Source organism: Devosia sp., from assembly GCF_017307495.1.
GTDB lineage: Bacteria > Pseudomonadota > Alphaproteobacteria > Rhizobiales > Devosiaceae > Devosia_A.
In genome coordinates this window covers 58027-81896 of the sequence record NZ_JAFKHE010000028.1, presented here as the reverse complement: position 1 = coordinate 81896, position 23870 = coordinate 58027, and the positions used below count along the sequence as shown (strand labels likewise).

General features: G+C 66.8%; 25 protein-coding genes. 9 read left to right on the top strand and 16 right to left on the bottom strand.

Annotation, left to right across the window (positions count from 1 at the left end; genetic code table 11):
- Positions 1–11: 11 nt before the first annotated feature.
- Together J0I99_RS17895 and J0I99_RS17890 are read right to left on the bottom strand one after the other, a co-directional pair.
- A complete protein-coding gene (locus J0I99_RS17895) occupies positions 12–1073 on the bottom strand; it encodes a macro domain-containing protein (protein WP_291398856.1) in 1062 nt (353 codons plus the stop codon).
- A complete protein-coding gene (locus J0I99_RS17890; RefSeq protein ID WP_291398855.1) occupies positions 1073–1756 on the bottom strand; it encodes a DUF4433 domain-containing protein in 684 nt (227 codons plus the stop codon). The genes J0I99_RS17895 and J0I99_RS17890 overlap by 1 nt, the downstream gene beginning before the upstream one ends.
- A 268-nt stretch (positions 1757–2024) precedes the next feature.
- Here J0I99_RS17890 and J0I99_RS17885 point away from each other — a divergent pair, with 268 nt between their 5' ends.
- Together J0I99_RS17885 and J0I99_RS17880 are read left to right on the top strand one after the other, a co-directional pair.
- Positions 2025–2723 (top strand): hypothetical protein, encoded by a 699-nt coding sequence (locus J0I99_RS17885; protein ID WP_291398854.1) that lies wholly within the window; start codon positions 2025–2027, stop codon positions 2721–2723.
- Positions 2724–3251: 528 nt separating this feature from the next.
- Positions 3252–3752 carry a Crp/Fnr family transcriptional regulator gene (locus tag J0I99_RS17880; RefSeq protein WP_291393219.1) on the top strand — a complete coding sequence of 167 codons (501 nt, stop codon included), beginning with the start codon at positions 3252–3254 and terminating at the stop codon, positions 3750–3752.
- Between the two features lie 3 nt (positions 3753–3755).
- Here J0I99_RS17880 and J0I99_RS17875 read toward each other — a convergent pair whose 3' ends face one another.
- Positions 3756–4856, bottom strand: a complete 1101-nt coding sequence (locus tag J0I99_RS17875) for a THUMP domain-containing protein (RefSeq protein WP_291398853.1) — start codon at positions 4854–4856, stop codon at positions 3756–3758.
- A gap of 202 nt (positions 4857–5058) precedes the next feature.
- Here J0I99_RS17875 and cpaB point away from each other — a divergent pair, with 202 nt between their 5' ends.
- The 3 genes from cpaB (at position 5059) to J0I99_RS17860 (ending at position 7978) form a co-directional block, all read left to right on the top strand.
- Positions 5059–6231, top strand: a complete 1173-nt coding sequence (gene cpaB / locus J0I99_RS17870; RefSeq protein WP_291398852.1) for a Flp pilus assembly protein CpaB — start codon at positions 5059–5061, stop codon at positions 6229–6231.
- 125 nt (positions 6232–6356) lie between these two features.
- Entirely contained in the window at positions 6357–7712 is a 1356-nt protein-coding gene (locus tag J0I99_RS17865) for a type II and III secretion system protein family protein (protein ID WP_291398851.1), read from the top strand.
- Positions 7709–7978 (top strand): hypothetical protein, encoded by a 270-nt coding sequence (locus J0I99_RS17860; protein WP_291398850.1) that lies wholly within the window; start codon positions 7709–7711, stop codon positions 7976–7978. Before J0I99_RS17865 ends, J0I99_RS17860 begins: the two co-directional genes overlap by 4 nt.
- A gap of 62 nt (positions 7979–8040) precedes the next feature.
- Here J0I99_RS17860 and J0I99_RS17855 read toward each other — a convergent pair whose 3' ends face one another.
- Positions 8041–8565 carry a tetratricopeptide repeat protein gene (locus J0I99_RS17855; RefSeq protein WP_291393209.1) on the bottom strand — a complete coding sequence of 175 codons (525 nt, stop codon included), beginning with the start codon at positions 8563–8565 and terminating at the stop codon, positions 8041–8043.
- Positions 8566–8766: 201 nt separating this feature from the next.
- On the opposite strand from J0I99_RS17855, the gene J0I99_RS17850 reads away from it, so the two are divergent.
- On the top strand, positions 8767–9237 hold the full coding sequence (locus J0I99_RS17850) for a cyclic nucleotide-binding domain-containing protein (protein WP_291393207.1): 471 nt from the start codon (positions 8767–8769) through the stop codon (positions 9235–9237).
- Between the two features lie 5 nt (positions 9238–9242).
- On the opposite strand, the gene J0I99_RS17845 is transcribed toward J0I99_RS17850, so the two are convergent.
- Together J0I99_RS17845 and J0I99_RS17840 are read right to left on the bottom strand one after the other, a co-directional pair.
- Positions 9243–10541 carry a sorbosone dehydrogenase family protein gene (locus tag J0I99_RS17845; protein ID WP_291398849.1) on the bottom strand — a complete coding sequence of 433 codons (1299 nt, stop codon included), beginning with the start codon at positions 10539–10541 and terminating at the stop codon, positions 9243–9245.
- A gap of 96 nt (positions 10542–10637) precedes the next feature.
- Complete coding sequence (locus J0I99_RS17840) at positions 10638–11513, bottom strand: NAD(P)-dependent oxidoreductase (protein ID WP_291398848.1); 876 nt, start codon at positions 11511–11513, stop codon at positions 10638–10640.
- Between the two features lie 86 nt (positions 11514–11599).
- Between J0I99_RS17840 and gnd the strand changes: the two genes are divergently transcribed.
- Positions 11600–12577, top strand: a complete 978-nt coding sequence (gnd, locus tag J0I99_RS17835) for a phosphogluconate dehydrogenase (NAD(+)-dependent, decarboxylating) (protein WP_291398847.1) — start codon at positions 11600–11602, stop codon at positions 12575–12577.
- On the opposite strand, the gene J0I99_RS17830 is transcribed toward gnd, so the two are convergent.
- The 9 genes from J0I99_RS17830 to J0I99_RS17790 all read right to left on the bottom strand — a co-directional run bounded on the left by J0I99_RS17830 (position 12574) and on the right by J0I99_RS17790 (position 21969).
- Positions 12574–13569: a DUF1624 domain-containing protein gene (locus tag J0I99_RS17830; protein WP_291398846.1), complete on the bottom strand. Its 996-nt coding sequence runs from the start codon at positions 13567–13569 to the stop codon at positions 12574–12576. The two genes, gnd and J0I99_RS17830, sit on opposite strands and share 4 nt — an antisense overlap.
- A gap of 175 nt (positions 13570–13744) precedes the next feature.
- A complete protein-coding gene (locus tag J0I99_RS17825; protein ID WP_291398845.1) occupies positions 13745–14956 on the bottom strand; it encodes an O-antigen ligase in 1212 nt (403 codons plus the stop codon).
- A 2-nt stretch (positions 14957–14958) separates the two neighbouring features.
- Positions 14959–17367 carry a phenylalanine--tRNA ligase subunit beta gene (gene pheT, locus J0I99_RS17820; RefSeq protein WP_291398844.1) on the bottom strand — a complete coding sequence of 803 codons (2409 nt, stop codon included), beginning with the start codon at positions 17365–17367 and terminating at the stop codon, positions 14959–14961.
- A 130-nt stretch (positions 17368–17497) separates the two neighbouring features.
- On the bottom strand, positions 17498–18628 hold the full coding sequence (gene pheS, locus J0I99_RS17815) for a phenylalanine--tRNA ligase subunit alpha (protein ID WP_291398843.1): 1131 nt from the start codon (positions 18626–18628) through the stop codon (positions 17498–17500).
- 240 nt (positions 18629–18868) lie between these two features.
- Positions 18869–19270, bottom strand: a complete 402-nt coding sequence (rplT, locus tag J0I99_RS17810) for a 50S ribosomal protein L20 (RefSeq protein WP_291398842.1) — start codon at positions 19268–19270, stop codon at positions 18869–18871.
- Positions 19271–19282: 12 nt separating this feature from the next.
- On the bottom strand, positions 19283–19483 hold the full coding sequence (rpmI, locus tag J0I99_RS17805; protein ID WP_291398841.1) for a 50S ribosomal protein L35: 201 nt from the start codon (positions 19481–19483) through the stop codon (positions 19283–19285).
- 130 nt (positions 19484–19613) lie between these two features.
- Positions 19614–20063: a MarR family transcriptional regulator gene (locus tag J0I99_RS17800; RefSeq protein WP_291398840.1), complete on the bottom strand. Its 450-nt coding sequence runs from the start codon at positions 20061–20063 to the stop codon at positions 19614–19616.
- Between the two features lie 130 nt (positions 20064–20193).
- On the bottom strand, positions 20194–20964 hold the full coding sequence (locus J0I99_RS17795) for a hypothetical protein (protein ID WP_291398839.1): 771 nt from the start codon (positions 20962–20964) through the stop codon (positions 20194–20196).
- 117 nt (positions 20965–21081) lie between these two features.
- Positions 21082–21969, bottom strand: a complete 888-nt coding sequence (locus tag J0I99_RS17790; RefSeq protein WP_291392213.1) for a LysR family transcriptional regulator — start codon at positions 21967–21969, stop codon at positions 21082–21084.
- 44 nt (positions 21970–22013) lie between these two features.
- Here J0I99_RS17790 and J0I99_RS17785 point away from each other — a divergent pair, with 44 nt between their 5' ends.
- Together J0I99_RS17785 and J0I99_RS17780 are read left to right on the top strand one after the other, a co-directional pair.
- Positions 22014–22694: an NAD(P)-binding domain-containing protein gene (locus J0I99_RS17785; protein ID WP_291398880.1), complete on the top strand. Its 681-nt coding sequence runs from the start codon at positions 22014–22016 to the stop codon at positions 22692–22694.
- Positions 22695–22795: 101 nt separating this feature from the next.
- A complete protein-coding gene (locus J0I99_RS17780; RefSeq protein ID WP_291392215.1) occupies positions 22796–23155 on the top strand; it encodes a DUF423 domain-containing protein in 360 nt (119 codons plus the stop codon).
- 57 nt (positions 23156–23212) lie between these two features.
- Here the strand turns inward: J0I99_RS17780 and infC are convergent, their stop codons facing one another.
- Entirely contained in the window at positions 23213–23749 is a 537-nt protein-coding gene (infC, locus tag J0I99_RS17775; RefSeq protein WP_291392258.1) for a translation initiation factor IF-3, read from the bottom strand.
- Between the last annotated feature and the right edge of the window lie 121 nt (positions 23750–23870).

The following is a 23870-nucleotide window of genomic DNA, read 5'->3' as shown; positions in this document are numbered from 1 at the left end:
TCGCGGGGCGGCTAAGCAGCGATAGTCACCAATCGATCGATAGCCAAGCCAATCATCCGCTTGTCGAATAACGCTAGCTTACGCTCCCCAGCTTTGCGTCCGCCGGGCCAATCAGACAAGGCCGACTGAATCGAACCGACATCGGGAGCGACACCGTCGGCAAGCAGCCAGTCCACGGTCGCCAGCAGCTCCATGCCGAGGGGCGATTCAAAACCGTCGATTAGGTCGGAGGTCTGCTCAAGTGCGTCAGAGTACTGCTTGGCTTCGGTGTTAAGATAAAGCGCGACCTGAGCCTTCTTGCCCTCGTCGAACCAAATCGTGTCCAATGCACCAGCGTCAGCCAATCGCTTGTCGCAGTGCAGATAGCTACCATCCAGGCCATCTAGGAGGTGTGTCAGCCTATTCGCATATGGACCAAACTTGTTGGCTTCGAACCTAAGGTCGAGAGGATTGCTCGAACCGGTTCGAACAATCATTCGCTCCAGAAAATAGGCGAGTTTCTGCACCTCAAGCAACGTGCACTCCAAACCCAGAATGCTGTATCGACGCACCAGCTCCGCGACCAATGCCCGTGCTGGAGTTAGCTTCTGAACGCCGGTTCTCTTGGCGACATTCTGGTACTTATTGGTAGGTTCGTAGACGATAATGTCCGCATCAACGTCACCCAATACCTCTTGAATGACCTCTCGAACATCAGGCCACTGCAAACCACCATTGCCGCTGCCCAGTGGAGGGATAGCGATTGACCGAATTTCGTTGGCGCGTATGAACGCCTTCAAGTCCTCCAGGCCCGAGCGAATCCACTCAATCTTCGAGGGATTCCTCCAATGTTGCTTGGTCGGGAAGTTTACAATCCACCTCGGGCCCAAGAGCTGATCTCGGCGGGTAACGAACATCTTTCCAACGGTGATGCGCTGCTCCTTCGAAGCAGCTTCATATTCCCGAAAATTCTCTGGGAATGCCTCCTTGAACATCAGAGCGATGCCCTTGCCCATCACACCAACGGTGTTGACGGTATTGACCAGAGCCTCGGCGTCAGACTTCAGCAGGTTTCCCTCGGTGAACGTCATCATCAGAAGTACCACCCCCCCTTAGCCAGCACCTTCAATTGAACCCTGTGTTCATCGACGATGCCCTGAATTTCATCTCGAACGGTTGGGTTGCAACAAGCAAACCCCAGTAGCCCATTCACACCAACGCTTTTGTGGACCAGTGCTTCTGCTTGGTAGCGCTCGACCTTCCCGAGGTCGTCCGGATCTCGCTTAAAGTCACGATTCTGCAATATCCCCCAGTCAATCATGGAAAGATCGGCCGGATCATCACTAAATTTGGCTGCAACGAGATAGGCGTGACGATCGGTAAACAGATAAGGTATGCCATTCTTTTCAAGGTGGGGAAGAGACGAGACCATAATTACTATCTCAGTATTGTCTCTTTTCTTAATGCCGTTGTACCCCGTCTTGATGTTGAGGAGCATGGGCGAAAGCGGGGTAAAATAGAACGGTACGTAGTCGCTCAACGTTCCGCCTGGGGCGTGCGAAACGGTCCTGCCGTGCCGCTTGTCGATGAGGTCGGGATTACCGATGTTGACGTATTGCGGGTCGAAAACCTGAGAATTCCTGCAATGGACGCCATGACCGAGTATCCATGGGAGGTTGTCCCGGTGGACTATCCTGAAGATCAGCGCTCGCTCCGGATTGAGCTCCGGCAACATATCGACCGCCCCCGCGACTCGCACCGGGACTCTTTGTCCCATCCAATCATCCGTGTCCCATGAGCAGGTGTCTGCGTCCACCTATAATGCGGTGACAATGCTATATTTAGCACAGGAACAAAGCAGGAACAATGCCGTGCAGGGCGCGCACGTCACGCTCCTCCTGATTGAAAGCCTGACGGACCCCACACCCTAGATACGGGCGATGGGGTCCGAGCGTCCCCTTTGGGCCAATAGCGGACTTCCCTTATCCCCACCCCCTCCCACCCGCCGTATCCTCCGCCGTTTCACCCACAGCGGAGGCGCGATCGTGCCCATCACCCTCACCGAAACCCTCATCGCCACCCATGAGCGGCTCTATCCTCGCCTTGCCGCGCTGTTGAAGCAGGTGGAGCGGGCGCGGCCGGGTGCGGCTGTGCCCGAGGAGACCGTGCGGCTCTCGCGAACCCTTTGCCGGGAGGCCAGGAAGCTGCTTGGGCGGGAGGGGCAGTCCATCACCCTCCCCGGCGGGAAGGCGGGCAAGGGCGCTCCGCTCGATCACCAGGGGCTGGCCGTGGCGCTGGGGCAGGCGGTGGCCGGGCTCGAGGCGTTCGAGGCGGCGCATTCGGGCTGGTCGGCCGAGCGCAAATGCACCGTGTGGATGCTCGATGGTCCGGCGCGCCCGGTGCTGCGCCTGTTGCCGCCGGGCAGCGCGGCCAACCCCGTCACGACGCGGGACCGCCAGCGCGACGGCAACCGGGCCTTCATGATCAGGCTGATGCTTTCCCGCTATGCGGCCGGTTACGATGACGGCTACCGCCAGGCCAGCGAAGGCAAGCCGCCCTCGCCGGACTATGCCGAGGACGCCTGGGACGGGCTCGTCGCCAAGGCGCGCGGCAATGACGAGCTGGCCCGCCTGCGCGAGCTGAAGCGGCTCTACGGCTCGGTGAACCCGCCGCCGCACCTGCTGCCCGTGGGCGCGGTACTGCGCGATCCCAAGATGCTGCGCGGCGCCGGCAAGAAAAACTAATCCCCCTCGCTTCCTGCCCCCTCATACTGCCCCGGCCTTCCCGCACGGGACGGAGTCGAGACGAACGGCTGCGGGGAGGTGGACGGGTCGGTGGCGGGTCGCCGCCACCGAGGCCCAAAGCACGCGCGGCAGGCGCCGGTTCGCCGGTGAAGCCGCTGTCAACGCGGGGTGGCGCCATGCCGGCGCCATCACGGACCGGAAGCTGCCAAGGCATGGGCAGCGGGTAGCGGCGTCGCGCAGAGCTTCGTGCACGGCGATCCGTCGATACCCACCGGTCTCGCGATGCGGCAGGGGATGCGCCCCGGTCCGCGTGCCATAAGCCCAAAACCCCGGCCGCGCCGGTGGGGCGATGCTCCACCTTCCTGCGGACGACCGCGTGAGGGGCAAAGCCCCACCGGCGCGCTGTCCCACTGGCCTGCCATCCCCCGAGGCTTCCGGCCGTCGGGCGCTTCGGCACGCCTCTTTCCATAGCCGGCGCAACGGGATAGGGTTTGCCTCGATACTCCCCGGCCATGATCGAGAGCGACGATGTCGAGCCCTGCTGCGCCTGCCGCGTCCTATTCCACCCTCCGGCTGGCGCCCGGCGACGTGCTGATCCGCCAGGGCGAGCCGGGCGGCACGCTCTACGTGCTCGAGGAGGGTGAGCTCGGCGTGGTGCGCGACGGGGTCGACATCGCCACGGTGTCGCGGCCGTTCTCGGTGGTGGGCGAGATGTCGGTGGTGCTCGGCACGCCGACCAGCGCCACGGTCAAGGCGCGGCAGCCCAGCACCGTGCGGGTGTTTGCCGATGCGCGCTCGACCCTGTCGCAGGACGCCGATTTCGCCTTCCGCATCGCCTATCTGATGGCGTGCCGGCTCGATGCCACCTCCTCGCTCCTCGTCGAGCAGGCCCGCAAACACGGCGGCAAGCCCGAGGGCGACGTGTTCAGCCGCATCCTCTCGGCCCTGCACCTGCCCGAGCAGCCCGGCTTCACCATCGCCCGCGACGACATGTTCGGCCGCCCCGAGGAGGCCGCGTTCCGCGACTAGCGCCTATTTCAGCGGCGGCGTGACGAACAGGCTGACCCTGATGCCGCCATGCGACACGGGCGGGTACGGCGCCGCGAACGGCAGGCCGGTGGCCCTGGCGAGCCCCGCCTCGGTGGTGATCAGCGCCACTCGCCAGCCGCTGAACCGGGCGAGGCTGCGCCCCAGCGTGCGGTAGAGCGGGGTCACGGCGCCTCGTTCGCCGATCCGCGCCCCATAGGGCGGGTTGACGATCACCAGCCCCGGCGCCCCCTCCGGCGGCACGATGTCGGCGATATCGGCCTCGGCAAAGCTGGTCCAGTCGGCAACTCCAGCCCGCTCGGCATTGGCCCGGCTCATCCGGATCGCTCCCGGATCGCGGTCGCTGCCGTAAAACCGCGCCACCGGCACCCCGTTCGCCCCCGCCGTCCGCATCGCCGCCCAGGCGGCCGCATCGAAATTGGCCAGCTGCTCGAAGGCAAAGCGCCGGTCCCGCCCCGGCTTCAGCCCCGCCGCCATCTCGGCCGCCTCGATCACGAACGTCCCCGAGCCGCACATCGGGTCGAACACCGGCCCGCTGCCGTCATAGCCGGCCTGGCGCAGGAACAGCGCCGCCAGCGTCTCCCGCATCGGCGCCCGATTGACCGCCTCCTTGTGCAGCATCTCGCCGGACGTATCGACACTGATCGTCACGAGATCGTCCTCGATCCGTGCCTTGACGACCACCTGTGCATCCGCCGCGATCGGCGCGCCCAGCTCCTCCCGGATGGCAGTCGCGATGCGCTGCGCCGCGGCCCCGGAGTGGTAGATCTTCGAGCGCCGGCAGGTCGCCTCGACCTGCACCGGACGATCCGCGCGCAGCACCTCGGACCACGCCAGCTTGCGGGCCCGCTTGTCGAGCTGCGCCAGGTGCATGGCGCGAAAGCTGGCAATGCGCACCAGCACGCGGCTGGCGCCGCGCAACTCGAGATTGGCGCGCCACGCCTCGTCCCAGGGCCCCTCGACGGTCACGCCGCCCTCGCCGATGCGGGCGCCGGCAAATCCCCGCTCGACTGCCTCGGCATATAGTGGCGCCTCGAGCCCGGGCGGGGCGACAAGGAAGATCTCGTGGCGGGAGGAGGTGTCCATCCGGGCTCAATAGCGCCAACGCCGCCCGGCAGCGACAGGTTTCTACGGTCCGATAAGGTTAACCGTGTCTGGCGACGAACGATAAACCTCGGGGCATGAAATGGGACGAAGCAGTGAGGCTTTTTCCTTTAGATGGGCATGGGGCACTCGGACATCGACAACCGGTAGTGTCCCGTATCTTGGCTGTTCCCAGGAGGGGCATTTGCTTCGGCGTTCGGAAAAGATCGTGCTCAGGGACGAGCCTGCGGGCCGGGAGGACGTCATTCCCCGCACCCTCGCGCAGCGTCGTGGCCTCGGCACCCTGAAGTCTGAGGCCGCTGAGCCCTCACCGCCCTCCGACCCGGAACCCGCGCCGATGGCCGAGGACGCCACCGCGCAGCGCTGGCGCGAGGAGATTGCGCAGCAGCCGCAGATGTCGCCGGAGCATCGCCGCAACATCGATCGCTGGCGGGCCGAAGTCCTGCAGTCGGTCGCGGCCAGCGACGAGGACGAGGGGGCCACCGGCCGCTGGCGGCACCTGTTCAAGCCCGCCAACATCGCCCTCATCGCCGTGGCGCTGATTGCCGGCGGCACGGCGGCGTTCCTTGCCATGCAGCAGGGTGCGCCACCCGCGGAGGCGCCCGTCATCGCCGCGGCCCCCGCGCCGCAGACCATCACGCAGGTGGTGGAGGAACCCAAGGTTCAGGTGCTGGTGGCCAGGACCGCCATCGCCGTCGGCCAGCGCCTCTCGCCCGCCTCGGTCGAGTGGGTCGAGTGGCCGGAGGACACGACGCGCCCGGACTTCCTGCTCCAGACCGCCGCCCCCGATGCGCTCGAGACCATGAGCGGCGCCGTGGCGCGCTACGAGTTCTTCCCCGGCGAGCCGATCCGCGAGATCAAGCTGGCACGCGCCGACCGCGGCTTCCTGTCCGCCGTGCTCGATCCGGGCACGCGCGGTGTTTCGGTGGCGGTGAGCGCGGAATCCGCCTCGGGTGGCTTCATCCTGCCCAACGACCGGGTCGACGTGGTGCTCACCACCACCGTCGGCGCCAAGCAGGCCTCGAGCACGATCCTGCGCAACGTCAAGGTGCTCGCCATCAACAGCACGATCGGCGAAACGGCCGGCGCCAAGCCGAAGAGCGAGAGCAGGAACAGCGGCGACAGCGACAAGCCGCAGGGCGAGGACGCCGCGGATGCGGTTCCCGGCACCTTCTCGAGTGCCATCGCGACCCTGGCGCTCGCTCCCGAGCAGGCCGAGGTGATCATTTCGGCGACGCTCAACGGCCGGCTGTCGCTGGTGCTGCGTCCCACGGCGGACGTGGCCGAGGCCGCCGACGACGGGGTGCGCGCCGCCAACGAGGCCATCCGCATTTCCAGCCCGTTCTGGGCGAACTGATCGTGCATGACATTAAGCGGGCGTTGACCGAACGGCGGTACGCTTGCGCAAAGGGCTTGGTTTGACTGGCGGACGGGGCGAAATTGGCGGCGGGTAGGCAACAGGGGGCTTCGGCCCGGGCGGTGATGGGTGCGGTGATCGCCCTGCTGTTGGGCATGGTCGCCTTCGGCGCGAGCCCGGCCGCGGCGCAGACCGTCAAGTACGACCTCAAGACCACCTCGGTGATGCGGATCAACCTGCCGGTGTCGCAGGCGGTGACGGTGGTCATCTCCGACGCGGTCGGCAAGATCGTCTCGGCCGACCCCACCATTGCCGACGCACAGCCGATCACCGATCGCTCGCTCTACCTCGTGGGCAAGAGCTTCGGCACCACGACGGTGAACCTGTTCTCCGATACCGGCGCGCCGGTCGGCCTGCTGGCGGTCGAGGTCGGCGCCGACGTTGCCGACATGAACCGGTCGATCAAGGCCGCCGTACCCAACGCCGACGTCAAGGTCTCGACCGTCAATGGCCGCATCCGGGTTGGCGGCACCGTCCCTGACGACGTGACGATGGGCAAGGTGCTCGAGATCGTCGGCCAATACGGCAGCCCGGCAGTGATCAACACCATGACCGTCACCGGCGGCCGCCAGGTCAATCTCGAGGTCCGCATCCTCGAGGCGCAGCGCGACGCCGGCCGCCAGCTCGGCATCCAGTGGGAGGGCAGCATCGGCGGGGTGGGCGTCAACGTCATGGGCGGCGCCGCCAATCCGGCGGGCGACGCCACCAAGTTCTCGAGCTTCGTCACCCAGGTGCTCTCGGGCGGCGGCGTCGGTCTCAGCGCTACCATTAATGCGCTCGAGGGCAAGGCGCTGGTCCGCACCCTGGCCGAACCGAACCTCACCACGCTGTCCGGCGTCAAGGCGAGCTTCCTCGCCGGCGGCGAGGTGCCGATCCGCGTGGTCGACAACAACGGCAACGCAGCGCTCGAATATCGCGAGTTCGGCGTCCGGCTGATCTTCACCCCGCAGGTGCTCGACAACGACCGCATCCAGATTCATCTCACGCCCGAGGTCAGCGGGGTGACGATCACCAAGGATAGCGATCCGGTCTTCAACACCCGCAAGCTCGACGCGACGGTCGAACTGCGCGACGGCCAGAGCTTCTCAGTGGCCGGGCTGCTGCAGAACGACTCCCAGCTGAGCCAGAACCAGTTGCCGTGGCTGGGCGATGTGCCGGTGCTGGGCTCGCTGTTCAAGTCGTCCGGTTTCCAGAAGCACGATACCGAGCTGGTCGTCATCGTCACCCCCCGGCTGGTGCAGCCGATGGTGCCCGGCCAGGTCGCTGCGACTCCGCTCGACCAGACCCAGCCGGCCAACGACTTCGAGTTCTTCGCGCTCGGCCAGATGGAAGTGACGCCCAAGATGATCAAGAACTTCCAGACCGGTGCCGGCGTTGTCGGGCCCTACGGCTACATCATCGACCTGGGGAGCGGCAGTTGAGCGCGACACCGACCACAAAGCTCGCCGGCGCCTTTGGTCTTGGCGCCACCCTGCTGCTCGGCGGCTGCGCCTACGACTACGCCCAGCATACCGACCGCGTCGGCTATGTCGCCGGCAATGCCGTGAAGGCCAACATGGCCATGCAGACGATCAATCCGTCCAAGCCGTCGATGAATACGACCACGGGCTTGGGCAAGAACGGCGTCGTCGGCACCGAGGCCACGACCTCGACCACCCCCACCACGACGCCTCCGGCGACACCCTAGTCGTGGTCCCACGCCTGTCGGCGCGCGGCAGGGCCGTATCCGGGCTCTGCCTCTCGTTCGGCTCAGGCGCGAGAGGCCGCTGCGTCCTTGAGGATCTGGATATTGTTGGCGACCACGAGGTTCTCCGGGTCGATCGCCTGGGCCTTGCGGAAATTCGCCAGCGCCTCGCTCAGCTTGCCGCGCAGCATGAAGGAATAGCCCAGGTTGTTGTAGTACTGGGCGGTGCCGCCGGAGAGCTTGTACAGCGAGGCATAGACGCGATCGGCGAGGTCGAACCGGCCGAGCCGGTCGTAGGAGGCCGACAGCCCGACATAGCCCTCGGCATTGCCGGGGTTCAGTTCCACGGCGCGCTTGTAGAGCGCGGCCGAGTAGCCGAAGTCGGAGTTGCGGAAATGGGCACGCCCCTCGGACAAAGCCCGCTCGGCCGTGTAGTCGCCGATGTTCTTGAGTTCGGCGACCTCGAGCTTGTTCTGACCGAAGCTCGAGTAGCCGATCGAACTGCAGGCCGAGAGCGAGGTCCCGCCCAGCGCCAGCGCCACCGCGAACAGCCCGAACCGGGCCGACCTGCCGAGGCCGTTCTTGATCATTCTATGCCCCCATACGAATCCGCCGGTAGACTGGGCGGACGTGCTTTCGCGACCCAAGCTAGGGGGATTGATGGTTACTTTTGGTGAACGGACCTGGTTGACATGACGGTAGGCTTAACGAGGCGTTAGTGGCCCCTGTTTGCCCTCTTCCGTTCGAGGCGTGCGCCATGCAACTCTGGCGCGCCAACGGAGATTTGCGCCATGCCCGGCCTTGCCGCCCTCACCGTCGCCCTGCCGCTCGAGACCCTGGCTCCGGGCACGCAGCTGACGACCGAAGGCACTCGTTCCGGACAGCTCTACATTCTCGAGAGCGGGAAGCTGAAGGTCACGCGCGGCGGGGTGACCCTGGCGACGATCGACCAGCCCGGCGCGATCGTCGGCGAGATGGCGGTCCTGCTTGGCACCCCGCACAGCGCCACGGTTGTCGCCGAGACGCAGAGCACCGTGCGCGTCGTCGACGAGGCGATCGAAGTGCTGATGCAGCATCCCGAGCTGGCGCTGCAAATCGCGACCATCGCCTGCGCCCGGCTCAACACCACCTCGGCCCTGCTGGTGCAGCTGCAGAGCCAGGCGACCGACCAGCCGCGCGAGAACGCCCTGCTGAACCGCCTGCTCGGCGCCCTCAGCGCCATGCCGCGCGGATCGCGCGGCAACTGGGCGGATCACGAGTAGCGGGCTCAGGCGCCCGTCACGCGCCAGATCACGTCGCCGACGTCGTCGGCCATCAGCACCGCACCATCCGGACCGATCACCACGCCGACCGGCCGGCCGTACGACTCCTTCTCGTCGGGCGAGAGGAACCCGGTCAGGATTTCGCGCGGCGTCCCGGTCGGCTTGCCGTTGACGAAGGGCACGAAGGCCAGCTTGTAGCCCGACAGCGTCGAGCGGTTCCACGAGCCGTGCTGGCCGATGGCCATGCCGTCGGGAAAGCCCGGCAGCGTGCCTTCGGGCAGCCAGCACAGGCCCAGCGAAGCTGTATGCCCGCCCAGCGCATAGTCGGGTGCCGTGGCCTTGGCCACCATGGCTGGATCCTGCGGCACGCGGTGATCGACGATCTGGCCCCAGTACGAATAGGGCCAGCCGTAGAAGCCGCCGTTCTTGACCGAGGTCAGGTAGTCGGGCGGCGTCTCGTCGCCGATGCCGTCGCGCTCGTTGACCACGGTCCACAGCTCGCCGGTGGTCGGCTCGAAGGCGAGCCCGACCGGGTTGCGCAGGCCGCCGGCGAAGATCCGGTGCGTACCGGTGGCGAGGTCGAGTTCATAGATGCAGGCGCGGCCGATCTCCGCTTCGAAGCCATGCTCGGCGATATTGGAGAGCGAGCCGACCCCGACATACAGCTTGGTCTTGTCGGCGCTGGCCAGCAGGCTGCGCGTCCAGTGGCCGGCGGGCTTGGTGTCCATCAGCTTCTTACCCGGCGCGGTGATGCGCGTCTCGCCGGGCTTGAACGGATAGGCATAGACGCCGTCGGTGTTGCCGACATAGAGCGTCTCGCCGATCAGCTGCATGCCGAATGGCTGGTTCAGGCCCTCGAGCAGGGTGTGGCGCACCTCGGCTACGCCGTCCCCGTCGGCGTCGCGCAGCAGCGTGATGCGGTTGGGGCTTTCACCCACCGCGGCGGCGCGCTTCATCGTCGTGTAGATGGCGTAGTCGAACGGGGTCTTGATTCCGCCCGGCGTCGACAGCGCCTCGGCCACCAGCACGTCGCCATTGGGCAGCACGTGCATCCAGCGCGGATGGCGCAGGCCCTTGGCGAAGGCGTTGACCTTGAGGCCCGCCGCGGCCGTCGGCTTGTGGTCGCCGGACCAGCCGCGTGCCGTCGGCATCTTCAGCGTCGGGATCGCCTGCGGCTTGGCCTCGGGAATGGCGGGCGTGCCGCCATAGATCGGATCGCGCCTGGGCTCGTTGAAGCTGCGGGCGAGAATTGCCCCGGCGCCGATCCAGGCAACGACGCGGGCGTAGATATCGGCAAAGCTCATTGTGTTCCCCCTGTAGTGACGGGCGGCGCGCCGGGCGCGCCGTCCTGCTGGTGCCGCATTACTTGCCGGCGGCTCCGAAGGCAATGCCCGCGAGCGTCAGGCGCGCCCCGCCTTCTCGAGCTCGGCCCAGACGTCGTCCTGGGGATCGTAGCCGATCCAGGCGCGTCCGTCCTCGAGGTCCCAGGGCATGCCCGAATTGTTCGACATGCCGTTGACGACGATTGCCGGGGCCGGCCACTTGCTGGCGTCGGCGGTCAGGGCCGCGATCATCAGCCGCTCGTGGTCGGCGTTGCTGAGCCACATGTCGCGATACCACCGGGCGTTGCGCGCGGCGCCGCTGGCGTCGGGCTCGCCGGCCCCGCCGCCGCCATCGGTGAGCGTCGTCGCGAGGTTGGCGCCGCCCTGGCACCAGCCGATGCGAGTCGCAACCGCGGTAATGCGGCCGTTGGTGGCGTGGGCCCGCGCCATGCAGACGCGCTCGCCCAGCATCTTGGTCGCGCCATAGGCGGCGCCCCAGCGATACATCTGTCCGTCCCAGTAGCGCGTGCCGCTCATCTGAGGCGTTGCCATCCTGAGCTTCTGGCCCCCCGGCAGCGGATCGTCCTTGTAGCCGCCCATGGCGTGATTGGACGAGGCGAAGACGAACCGGCACGGCCGCGAGCCGCCGCCGGCGTTCTCGAGCAGGTTTGCCGTCATGTCGAACGACTTCGCCGATTCGGCCCAGCTCGAGGTCGGCGCCGGATTGGCCGAGGCATAGTGCACGATTCCGTCGGCGGCGCGGACCGGCTCCAGCCAGCGCTCGTCATCGGGGTCGGCGAGATCGGCAACCACCGACCGGGACTTGCCCGAGGCCTCGAACGGCCTGACGTCGATGCCGACGACCTCCTCCACCCAGTCGGCCGTCTCCAGCGCCAGCCGCAGCTTGGTTCCGAGATTGCCGGCTCCGCCAGTCACCACTACCCGCATAGTCATCCTCCTCGCCGGGGGCTTGCTCCCCCCGTGCCACGTTGTCGCGTATAACACTCCCCGCGTCAGTCGCCAGCACGGAGAACATAATCATGCAGATCGGCATTGTCGGGTTGGGCCGCATGGGCGGCAATATCGCCAAACGGCTGATGCGCGCCGGCCATGAAGTCGCAGTCTACGACATCGACGCCGATGCGCGCGCCGCCCTGGGCGGGGAGGGCGCCCGGCCGGCCGAGACGCTGGAGAGCCTAGTGGGGTCGCTGAGCGCGGCGCCGCGCGCCATCTGGGTCATGCTGCCTGCCGGCAAGATCACCGAAGGGACCCTGGCCCACCTCGCCTCCTGCCTCTCGCCAGGCGACATCCTGATCGACGGCGGCAACACCTACTACAAGGACGACATCCGTCGCGCCGCCGAGTTCGCGCGCACCGGCATCCGCTATGTCGACGTCGGCACTTCCGGCGGCGTCTGGGGGCTCGAGCGCGGCTACTGCCTGATGATCGGCGGCGACAAGGCCGCGGTCGACCATCTCGACCCGATCTTTGCCGCTCTCGCGCCCGGGCGCGGTGACATCCCCGTCACCCCGGGCCGCGAGGGCTCCGATCCCCGCGTCGAGCAGGGCTATATCCATGCCGGACCGGCCGGGGCCGGCCATTTCGTCAAGATGATCCACAACGGCATCGAGTACGGCATGATGCAGGCCTATGCCGAGGGCTTCGACATTCTCGCCAGCAAGAATTCCGAGCTGCTGCCGCCCGACCTCCGGCTTGACCTGAACGTCGCCGACATTGCTGAAGTCTGGCGGCGAGGCTCCGTCGTCACCTCGTGGCTGCTCGACCTCAGCGCCACGGCGCTCGCCAGGGATCCCGAACTCGAGGGCTTCTCCGGCCACGTCGCCGATTCCGGCGAGGGCCGCTGGACGGTGGAGGCGGCGGTCGAGGAAGCGGTGCCGGCCGAAGTGCTGACGGCGGCGCTCTTCACGCGCTTCCGCTCCCGGCAGGACCACAACTTCGCCGAGAAGATGCTCTCGGCGATGCGGTTGGGCTTCGGCGGTCACCGGGAACAGAACTAGGGAGCCGGCGGGTTCTGCACCATCGCGGTGCAGAGCTTGGCGACCGAGTTCAGGCCCGCCAGTTGCTCTGCCGTCGGGTCGGAGGCCGACACGGTGTCCCACATGTCGGCCTTGTCGACCTGCTCGAGCGCGCAGGCGCAGTAGCGCGTGCAGTACTCGGCCGTCGCGCCGGTCGCTTCGCAGCTCTGGCGGCAGGTGCGCACGAAGCCATCCGACACCGACTCGACCGCCGGCATCACCGCGGGCGGCTGCACCATCTGCAGCAGGTCGAATCCGCCGATGAGCAGCGGCTGGTGCAGCAGGTAGATCAGCAGGCTCCAGCGCCCGACAAAGGCAAGCCCGCGCGCCGCCGGCTCATTGCTCGAGAACGCCGCCAGTCCCCCGGCGAGCGGGCTCGCAAGCACCAGTTTCATGCCCGCGATGCCGAGCAGCACCACACCCAGCCAGGGGAAGATCGGCACCACGTCGCTGGTCGGCGGCGAGCTCGGCCAGAAGCCGATCCAGCCCAGTTCCCGGCTCGAAAAGACCGGATTGCTGTAGGCAAAGTTGGCGGCGATCGCGACCACGCCGGCCGCCGCCGTCAGCCATGGCGGCAGGCGCAGGAACGCCAGGCCGATGAGCGAAAACAGCGCGATGGCATGCAGCACGCCGAAGAACACGAAGAAATCCGGAAACTGGATGTATGTCCCGGCCGTGACCAGCAACGCGGCCAGCACGAGGAATGCGAAGCGCCGCCAGAAACGCGTCCAGCGGATGCCGCTGCCATGCGCAAGCATAAGACCGGCCCCCACCAGCAGCAGGAAGCTCGTCAGGATCGCCTTCTGGAAGATGACCCAGCCCAGCTCGCTCGTGACGTCTACGTTCGAGTAGCCGAAGTAGAACAGGTCCCAGGCGATGTGGAACACGATCATGGCGAGAATCGCCAAACCGCGCAGGATGTCGAGCAACTGGTAGCGCGGCCGCGGCGCGACGCTCACCTGTTCCGAACCCAATTTCGACCCCCGCACGACTCGGCGCCGACAATAGTGGAACCCATCGGCTGCTCAAGCGTTTGATGGAGGTCCCCTGTCCGGCAGGTGCGCCCCCACCGCCGGCCGAGCCGCCCGAACCTCCCCCGTTCGGGCGGCTTCTCTTTGCCGCAACGGGCAAGACGGCCGAGCCCTGGTATCAAGGGCGAGGGGAACGCCCAACCACCGCCGCAGCCAGCACCACGTAGATCGTCAGCGTCATCGGCGCGGCGAGGAAAGTATCGGGCAGGCCCAGCACGAGCGCCCCGACGACCAGCACCAGCAGCGCGTGGCGGCGCTGCGGGGTACGCGCGTTGTCAGGCAGGCGCAGGTATCCGGCAATCGGCGCCAGGACAAGCAGCAGCCAGGCCATGATGCCGAAGAGGCCGCCGGAGACGGCGAACTGGGCGATGTCGCTATGGAGGTGGGGCAGGCGTCCCCAGCTGAGCTGGGCGGGCGTAAGGAGCGCCCACACCTGCGGCATCGTCGCTTCGCCCCAACCGTGGCCAAGCAACGGCGACGAAACAAACAGCTCGGCGGCGGCGCGGTACAGCCCGAGGCGGATGTCGATGGCCGAGTCGCTCACCGGGCTGCCGGAACCGATCGCGACGAGGATGTCCCACAGCCGTACGCGCTCGGTGCCGGGGAGTTCGACGAACAAGGCGGCGACAATCACGGCCACTGCCGCGGCGATGACCGCTATCCGCGCAAGCGGTCGGCGCGCGAGGCAGAGACCGGTGATGAGCATCAGTACCGGCAGGCCGAGCAGGGCGGTGCGGGACCCGCTGAGCACGATGACGGCAACGCCGGCGGCAAGGGCGAAAAGGCTCAGACCGCGCCAGCGGTGTTGCGAGAACCAGGCGCCGAGGCCAAGCGTCGCGGCGAGCAGCGTGGTGACGGCCAGTCGGTAGGGATCGGTGAGCCAGGAACCCTCGGCCGCGCGGGGCATGCCGAGGCCGTAGCGGTAGAGGAGGGCGGTGGCGAGTCCGATGATGGCACCGGCAATGCCGTAGCGGACAAGATCGGCGCCGCCGACCAGGCTGGCGAGGGGCGCGTAGAACAACGGCGCGGCAAGGCCGAGGAGGGGGACGAGGTCCGCAGGGGTGCGAACGGTCGTGAGGGCCGAGACTGCGATGAGGAGGTAGGAGAGGCCGAACAGAAGGGCTGGGAAGGCGCCCACACCCAGCCTCGGGCTGACCCCTCCCTCTGGGGGAGAGGTCGCCGCGAAGCGACGGGCGAGGGGGCCTTGCCAAAGCCACGAGATTGCCGCCAGCCCAAGCAGCACGAAGGTCGTCGCGTAGCCGAGCGCGGGGCTCAGCCCCAGCGCCACCGTCAGGACCGCCGATCCGAGGTATCGTCCGGCGGTGCCCATGGTCAGGTGCGCAGCGTGCCGCCGGTCGCCTTGGTGACGGCGGCGACGACGGCCTGGCTCACCGCATCGATCTCCTCGTCGGTGAGGGTTTTCTCGGTCGGCTGCAGGGTCACCGCGATGCCGACCGACTTCTTGCCCTCGGGCACGCCCTTGCCCTCGAACACGTCGAACACGCCGACATCGGTGATCAGTGCCTTGTCGGCCCCGCGCGCCGCCCTGAGGATGGTCGCGGCGGCGACATCGCGATCGACGAGGAAGGCGAAGTCGCGGTTGAGCGGCATCAGGTCGCTGAGCTTCAGCGCCGGCTTGGAACGGGTCGGCCTCCGGCGCGGCTCGGGGATGGCGTCGAGGTCGAGCTCGAAGGCGGCGATCGGTCCCACGAGGTCGAACGCCTGAAGTTCGGAGGGGTGCACCTCGCCGAACCAGCCGATGACCACCTTCGGGCCGAGCTGCACGCGGCCGCCGCGGCCAGGATGGCTCCAGGACGCGGATTCGGCGACGAGCTGAAGCTTGTCGATATCATGCCCCATGGCGTCGAGCAGCGCCGCGATATCGGCCTTGGCGTCGAACACGGAAACCTGGCCGTTCTGCGCCTGCCAGTGGCGCGAGCCGCCCAGGCGGATGCCGGCGGCATAGGTGCGCTGGCCCTCGGGCAGCACCGAGTGGAACACCTGGCCGATCTCGAACAGCTTCAGGTCGGCGAAGCCGCGATTGGTGTTGCGCTGCGCCGCCGCGAGCAGGCCCGGCAGCAGCGAGGGCCGCATGTCGGTGAGCTCGGACGCGATCGGGTTGGCGAGCTTCAGTTCCGGCTTGCCGCCACCAAAACGCCGCGCCTCCGCCTCGGGGATGAACGACCAGGTCACCGCCTCGTCGAGCCCGCGCGCCGCGAGCGTGCGGCGGGCAATGCGGCGGCGGTTCTGCAGCGTGGTCAGCATGCGCGTCGCAACGTGGTTGAGCCGCGGCAGCGGGTCGGTGGGCACGTTGTCGACGCCGACCATGCGCATCACTTCCTCGGCGAGGTCGGCCTTCATTGTGATGTCGGGCCGCCAGGACGGGACCTGCACCTTGCGGGTGTTGCCGGTCCCCTCCAGCCTGAAGCCGAGGCGGCTCAGGATTGCTTCGATCTCGGTAGCGCTGGTTTCGAGCCCGGTCAGGCGCTTGACCTCCGAAAGTGGGAACTCGACGACCGTATTGGGGAACACGTCCTCGCCGGAGATCACCGGCTCCATGGCCTGCCCGCCGACCATCTCCAGCATCAGCCGGGTTGCGAGCTCGAGGCCGGGCTCGGTCAGTGCGGGATCGACATGGCGCTCGAGGCGATAGCGCGCGTCCGAGACAATGCCGGTCCTGCGGCCGGTCTGGGCGATGAGGTCGGGATCCCAGCTGGCGCATTCCATGAGGACGTTGACCGTCCCCTCGGTGACGCCCGAGCGGATGCCGCCCATGATGCCGCCGAGGCAGAGCGGGCCCTGGTCGTCGGCGATGACGGTCATGGTCTCGTCGAGCGCGTAGATCTTGTTGTCGAGGGCATCGAACTCTTCGCCGGGCTTCGCGACGCGCAGCACCGGCTGGCCGACGATCTTGTCGGCGTCATAGGCGTGCAGCGGCCGGCCCCAGCCGAGCGAGACGAGGTTGGTGATGTCGACAACCGTGTTGATGGGACGAAGACCCACGGCGCGCAGGCGCTGCTGCAGCCAGTCGGGCGACGGACCGTTCTTGATGCTCTTGAAGTAGCGCCCGGCGAACTTGCGGATGGCCTTCGGCTCGCCAGCCGCGAAATTGTGCGGCAGGGCTGGAATCGGGCTCGGGCCCTTCGAGGGTACCGGCGACATATCGGTGGGCTTGAGCGTGCCGAGGCCGAAGGCAGCCAGGTCGCGCGCCACGCCGTAGACGCCCGTGGCATCGCCGCGGTTGGGGGTGATCGAGATGTCGATCACGGTGTTCCCGAGCTTGGCATATTCCACGTAAGGCATGCCGACCGGCGCATCGGCCGGGAGCTCGATGATGCCGTCGTGGTCGTTCGAGAGTTCGAGTTCGGCTGCCGAGCACAACATGCCGTCCGACTTCTCGCCGCGGATCACGACGCCGGCCTTGAGGGTGAAGTCCTTGCCCGGGATGTAGGTGCCGGGGGGGGCAAATACCGACTTCATGCCGGTGCGGGCATTGGGCGCGCCGCACACCACGTCGATGATCGTGCCGGTGCCGGCGTCGACCTTGCAGACGTTGAGATGGTCCGAGTTCGGATGCGGCTTGGCCTCCACCACATGCGCAACGACGAAGGGACGGAGCTTCTCGGCCGGATCGACGATCTCCTCGACCTCAAGGCCGATCATGGTCAGCGCCTTGCCGACCTCCTCGGCCGAGGCGGTGGTGTCGAGATGCTCCTTGAGCCAATCAAGGGTGAATTTCATCGGGAAACTCGCAATTGTAAGTACCGGGTCATCCCCGCGAAAGCGGGGATCCCTGTTTTTCTGTCGGCACCGCAAACGAAGATTCCCACTTTCGCGGGAATGACGCCGAGTGTGGGGATAGAGCGAAGCATCAGCTCGACAGCCCACCGAACAGCGTCGGCAGGTCGAGGGGGCGGAAGCCGTAGTGGTCGAGCCAGCGCTTGTCGGCGTCGAAGAAGGCGCGCAGGTCGTTCATGCCGTATTTCAGCATGGCGATGCGGTCGATGCCCATGCCCCAGGCGAAGCCCTGGTAGACGTCGGGATCGAGCCCGCAATTGCGCAGGACGTTGGGGTGCACCATGCCGCAGCCGAGAATCTCGAGCCAGTCATTGCCCTCGCCGATCTTCACTTCGGGGCCGGAGCGGTCGCACTGCACGTCGACTTCCATCGACGGCTCGGTGAAGGGGAAGAAGCTCGGGCGGAAGCGCAGCGTGACGTCGTCGACCTCGAAGAAGGCCTTGAGGAACTCCTCCAGCACCCAGCGCAGCTGGCCGATATGCGAGCTCTTGTCGATGACCAGGCCCTCGACCTGGTGGAACATCGGCGTGTGGGTCTGGTCGGAGTCGTGCCGGTAGGTGCGGCCCGGCATCACCACGCGGATCGGCGGATCGATCGTCGGGGTGAGATAGGGCGCTGCCGGCTTCTCGTTGGTGTTGAGCATGGTCCGGATCTGCACCGGCGAGGTGTGGGTGCGCAGCACGCGCTTCACCCCGTCCGGCGCGGGGGCCATGAAGAAGGTGTCGTGCATTTCGCGCGCCGGATGCCCCTCGGGGAAGTTCAGCGCGGTGAAATTGTACCAGTCGGTCTCGATGTCTGGACCTTCGGCGATCGAAAAGCCCATGTCGGAAAAGATCGCCGTGATCTCGTCGATCACCTGGCTGACCGGATGGATGCGGCCCTCGGCGGTCGGCGCGGGGCGCACCGGCAGGGTGACGTCGACGCGCTCGGCGGCGAGGCGGGCATCGAGCGCAGACTTGGCGAGTTCCCCGGCCTTGGCCTCGATCAGCGCGGTGACCTCGGTCTTGAGGCCATTGATGGCGGCGCCGGCCGACTTGCGCTCCTCCGGCGCGATGCCGCCGAGCGTGGCGAGCAGCGCGGAGACCGAGCCCTTCTTGCCGAGCGCGGAGACGCGCACCGCTTCGATGGCGGCTTCATCGCCGGCGGCGGCGACGGCAGCGCCGATATCAGCGCGGAGGGTGGCAATCTGAGCGTCGAGGGACATTATTCTATCCATTTGTCTGTCATGCCTCCCACCCACCGGTCATACCGGCGGAGGCCGGTATCCATCTCGAGGTCTTCCACCGCCCCAGCGGGAGGAACTGTCTCATGATGGACCCCGGCCTTCGCCGGGGTGACGCCGCGTGTGGGGCGGCGCTTGGCGCAGAAACACAAAAGCCCCGCGCCGTCCCGAATGTTCGGGCGGCGCAAGGCTTAGCTTGAGGCCTCAGAAAAGGCTAGGCGATTACGCGCTGATGCGCTCGTGCGTGGTCGTCTCGAGCTTCTCGAGATACCCCAGGGCCTTCTTGGCCTGGGCAACCAGCGCGGCGAACGCTGCGGGCTCGGTGATCGCGAGATCGGAGAGCACCTTGCGGTCGACGGCAATCTCGGCCTTGCTGAGGCCGTCGATAAATCGACCGTAGGTCAGGCCGTGGTCACGTACCGCGGCGTTGATGCGCTGGATCCAGAGGGCGCGGAAGTTGCGCTTCTTGACCCGGCGATCGCGGTACGCGTACTGGCCGGCCTTGTCGACGGCGGCCTTGGCGGTGCGGATGGTATTCTTGCGGCGGCCGTAGAAGCCCGAAGCAGCCTTCAGGACCTTCTTGTGGCGAGTGTGGGCGGTGACGCCTCTCTTAACGCGGGACATAGGTTCGGCTCCTTAACGGTTGTACGGCATGTACCACTTGACCAGACTTTCATCGCCCTTCTTGAGGATCTTGGTCCCCCGGTGAGAGCGGATGTAGTCGGCATCGTGGCTAAGGAGGCGGTGACGCTTGCCCGCGACGCCGGTCTTGACGCGGCCCGTCGCAGTCATCTTGAAGCGCTTCTTGGCGCCCGATTTAGTCTTCATCTTTGGCATTTTGCTTGTCCTGTTAGAGGCGGTCCCGGGGGACCAGCATTTCGAACCGCCACGGCATGCCTTTTGGCCGGGCGACCCGTCGAAGAAGCCGGGTGTATAGGGGGAAAGGCGTCGAGGTGCAAGGGGGCGGCTACGCCCGGTTTGCCGCAGCCAGTTCGCTCAGCCCGTCGATCAGCAGTGCCGCCTCGGTGCGGCTCAACGAGGCCACCGCCTGCCGGTCGGCTTCCGCCGCGGCTTGGGCCGCCAAGGGCAGTATCTCCCTGGCGCGCGCACTGAGATACAGCCCCTGTGCCCGGCCCTTGCCGAGCGAGGACTTCTCGATCCAGCCCTCCGCCTCGAGCGCGGCCAGCGTGCGCGCCACGCCCGGCTGCTCGAGATGGAGCCGTACCACGAGCTCGGCCTGCGTCAATCCTTCGCGCTGCGCGATCTCGCTGAGCGCGGTGAACTGGGCAGGATGCAGCCCGAACGGCACGAGCGCCTCGCGCAAGCCGCTGGAGAGCTGGCGCGCCAGCAGGCTGGCGACGTGGAACAGAGTTTCCTTGTGGTCGAACATCGGCTCCTCCTCCGAGGATCGGGCCATGATACGCCTCCGGAAATTAAGGGCTTCTGACTGACCTCAATGGCCCCAGGATAGGCTGCGGCAGTGCCAAACGCGCTGGGATGACAGCCGGTGTTGTGGAGATGGTGTGCCCGCAACAAGGCCTTGGTACCTATCTCACGATCTCCGACCATGGCCGGCCGCTGCGGGCGGCGGCCGCGGCGAGGGCGATGAAGCGCTTCTGCGGGGCGGTCAACTCGTCCGATACAATGTTGGCGGCATTGGCCGGATCGAGCATGGCACGCGGCACCAGCAGGCGCTCGAGGAAGCCGAGCGTGGCCCAGACGTTGTCGACGAGGGCGCCGACCGGCCGTCGGCGCAGCGCCGCGTTGGTCGCGAGTTCCAGGTAGAACGAGGGAAAGTCCAGCCCGTTCTGGTCGCGCCAGAGCTTAAGGATGCGAATCTCGTCCTGCCGATTGGCCTCGTGACTGTCGAGCACGTGCTGGTGCAGGTTCGTGGTGATCGCCTGGGCCCGGCGGCTGGAGTAGATCTCGTGGATGTCCGAGATCATCGACAGCCGCCTCGCGGGCAGGACGTCGACGGCAATGGTGCCGACCTGCAGCGCGATAGTGACGTCGCGTCGGATCGGCCTGAGGCCCAGCCGCTGAAACGTCGCATGCATGGACTCGTAGACCTCGGGGATGCGGCGCCCCGCATCGGTTCGGATCCAGACGACGAAATCCATGCAGATGCCGGAGCGATTGGCGGTCGACTTCTCGAAGCCTCCTCCCGGGACGACTTCGACGATGTGCTCGCCTCCCCAGGCCGTGCACAGCAGTTCGACCTTGCGAGCGATCCCGTCCAGTTGGGTGGCTGAGCGGCGATCGACCACCTCGCGCGCGAGAATGCGCGAAAGATAGTCTGACGCTGTTACGCTGCGCACGGCCGTACTCATGCCGGGCATTTTACGAAATTATGCTCGTTAAGGCCAGTAGTGCGGCCGGTGGACGAGTTGAAGTGGTTAGCGCGTGAAGTTAACCGCGCTAGCCGCGGCCGATGGTTACTCCTTCAAGCCGGCGGCGATCGCATCCATGAATGCGCTCAACCGGCGCGGAACCAGTCGGCGCGACGGATGGACAATATGGATGGGCAGCGTCATCCTGTTCCAGTGCGGCAGCACTTCGATCAGCTCGCCGGTCTTGAGCGGCGCCTCCACCAGGTCGACCGGGAGGTACACGATACCGGCCCCGGCCAGGGCCGCCGCGAGCTGGGCCTCGCCATTGTCGATCTGCAGCCCGCCCTCGACCTCCGCCACCACCGAGACCCCGCCGGGGCCGATGAACGGCCAGCGGTTGCGCGGACTCATGTTGAGATTGAGGATGCAGCGATGGTGGCGCAGTTCCTCGGGTGTCAGCGGCAGGCCAAGCGAGGCGGCATAGGACGGGGCGGCGGCGCAGCGAAAGCGATAGGTGCCGATCCGCCGTGCAATCATGCTCGAGGCCTGCAACTCGCCGACGCGGACCGCCACGTCATAGCCCTCGGCGATGAGGTCGGCGCGCCGGTCGTTGAGGCTCAGCTCGACCGTCACAGCCGGATTGAGCTCGCAGAAGCGGGCGACGATGGCGGCGAGCCGGTGGATGCCGAGTGTTGCCGGTCCGGTCGCCCGGATGCGGCCGGTGAGCCTGCCAGGCTCGGTGCGCGTGAGGTCGTCGAGCTCGCTCATCGCCTCGAGCACGGCTTGGGCCTGCGCGTAGAAGCTCTCGCCCAGCTCGGTCAGCCGCTGCGCGCGCGTGGTGCGTTCGATCAGCCGGGCGCCGTGATGCTCCTCCAGCGCCTGGATGCGTCGTCCGACCATGGCCGGCGAGATGCCGAGCAGCCGCGCCGCGCCGGCGAAGCTTCCCGACTTCACCGCCGTGACAAAAGTCTCGAGGTTGATCAGCTCTGCCATTCGATACCTTGATGCAAGGGTGAAGCGCGAATGGCGGCAATTCTATACTCCAGAGGCCGGGACTAGATAGGGGTCATCGCAATCGCAACAGAGGGATTTCCCAAATGACCACCGCAATCCTCGGCCTCGGCAACATGGGCAAGGGCCTCGCCAAGCGCCTTGCCGGCAAGACCGAACTGGTGCTCGGCGCCTCCAATGTCGCCGCCGCTGCCGACTTCGCCAAGTCCGTGGGCGCCACCGTGACCGACTACAAGTCGGCCGTCGCCGGTGCCGACATCGTCGTCCTCGCCGTGCCCTACCCGGTAGCGCTGGAACTGGTGAAGACCCTTGAACTCGCCGGCAAGACCGTCGTCGACATGACCAACCCGGTGAAGGCCGACTTCTCGGGCCTGGCGATTGGCCACACGACCTCGGCCGCCGAAGAACTGCAGGCCGCTGCGCCCGCCGCCAAGGTGGTGAAGGGCTTCAACACGATCTTCGCCAGCCTGTTCGACACCCCCGCCTCCGCCACCGCCCATGTCCCGGTGTTCCTCGCCGGCAACGACGCCGCTGCCGTCGACGCGGTTGCCGCGCTGGTCAGCGCCGCGGGCTTCGCGGTCGAAAAGGTCGGCGGCCTTGACGGCGCTCGCCTCGTCGAGCCGGTCGGCATGCTGAACATCCGCTTCGGCTACGGCCTCGGCCAGGGCACCGCTATTGCCCCGGCATGGCTGAAGCTCGCCGCCTGATCCGAAAAACCTGCAGCAGACGACAAGGCCGGGGAGCGATCCCCGGCCTTTTCGTTTGTCGTCGCCTCGGCTATCGATCGCGGGCGCCTCGAGGAAAATCCATGTCGAGTACTGTTCCCGGCCGACTGCTGGTCACCGCCGCCGGATTGTTCGGCGCCCTTGGCGTGGCCGCGGCGGCACGCGCCAGCCATGCCGGCGACGACAATCTCGGGATCGCCGCCAATTTCCTGCTCCTGCACGCGCCGGTGCTGATCGGCCTCAGCCTGATGGCGGCCAGCCGGCTGGCGGTGGCAGCCGGTGCGGTGATGACGGTGGGGGTTGCGCTGTTCGCAGGCGATCTCGTCATGCGGGCCTTCACCGGCAATGCGCTGTTCCCGATGGCCGCGCCGACCGGTGGCGGTGCGATGATCGCCGGCTGGGTGCTGGTGATGGTATCCGGCATCTGGGGCCGGCGTTCGTAGATAGCAGAAGGGCGCCTTGCGGGCGCCCTTGTCATGTCGGTCGGATGGTGTCGGCCCTCACTTGGGAGCCAGCACCATAACCATCTGGCGACCTTCCGAACGGGGGGCCGATTCGACCTTGGCCTTGGCCTCGAACTCGTTCTGCACCTTGACGAGCAGTTGCATGCCCAGTTCCTGGTGCGCCATCTCGCGGCCGCGGAAGCGCATGGTGACCTTGACGCGGTCGCCATCCTCGAGGAAGCGCGCCAGCGCCTTCATCTTGGTCTCGTAGTCATGGGTATCGATGCCAGGACGCATCTGGATTTCCTTGACCTCGATCACCTTCTGCTTCTTGCGCGCTTCCGCTGCCTTCTTCTGGGCGGAATACTTGAAGCGGCCGAGATCCAGGATCTTGGCCACCGGCGGCGTCGCGTTCGGCGAGATGATGACGAGATCCAGTCCCTGCTCCTGCGCTTCAGCGAGCGCTTCACGCGTGCGCACAACGCCGCGATTGGCGCCTTCGCCATCGATGAGCTGGACGTCGGGGGAGGAGATGTCCTCGTTGGATTGCGGCCCATCCTTCTGGGGGGCGACGGGTCTCATGGGACGACGAATGGCAGGCGATCCTTCAACTGTTACCGAAGCGGCGGGAAATCCGCGCTAAAATCGTGCTGCGCCGGGCATAAGTCAACACCGGGTGGCGCAAGAAACACACGCTCGAGGCACATCGTCGACA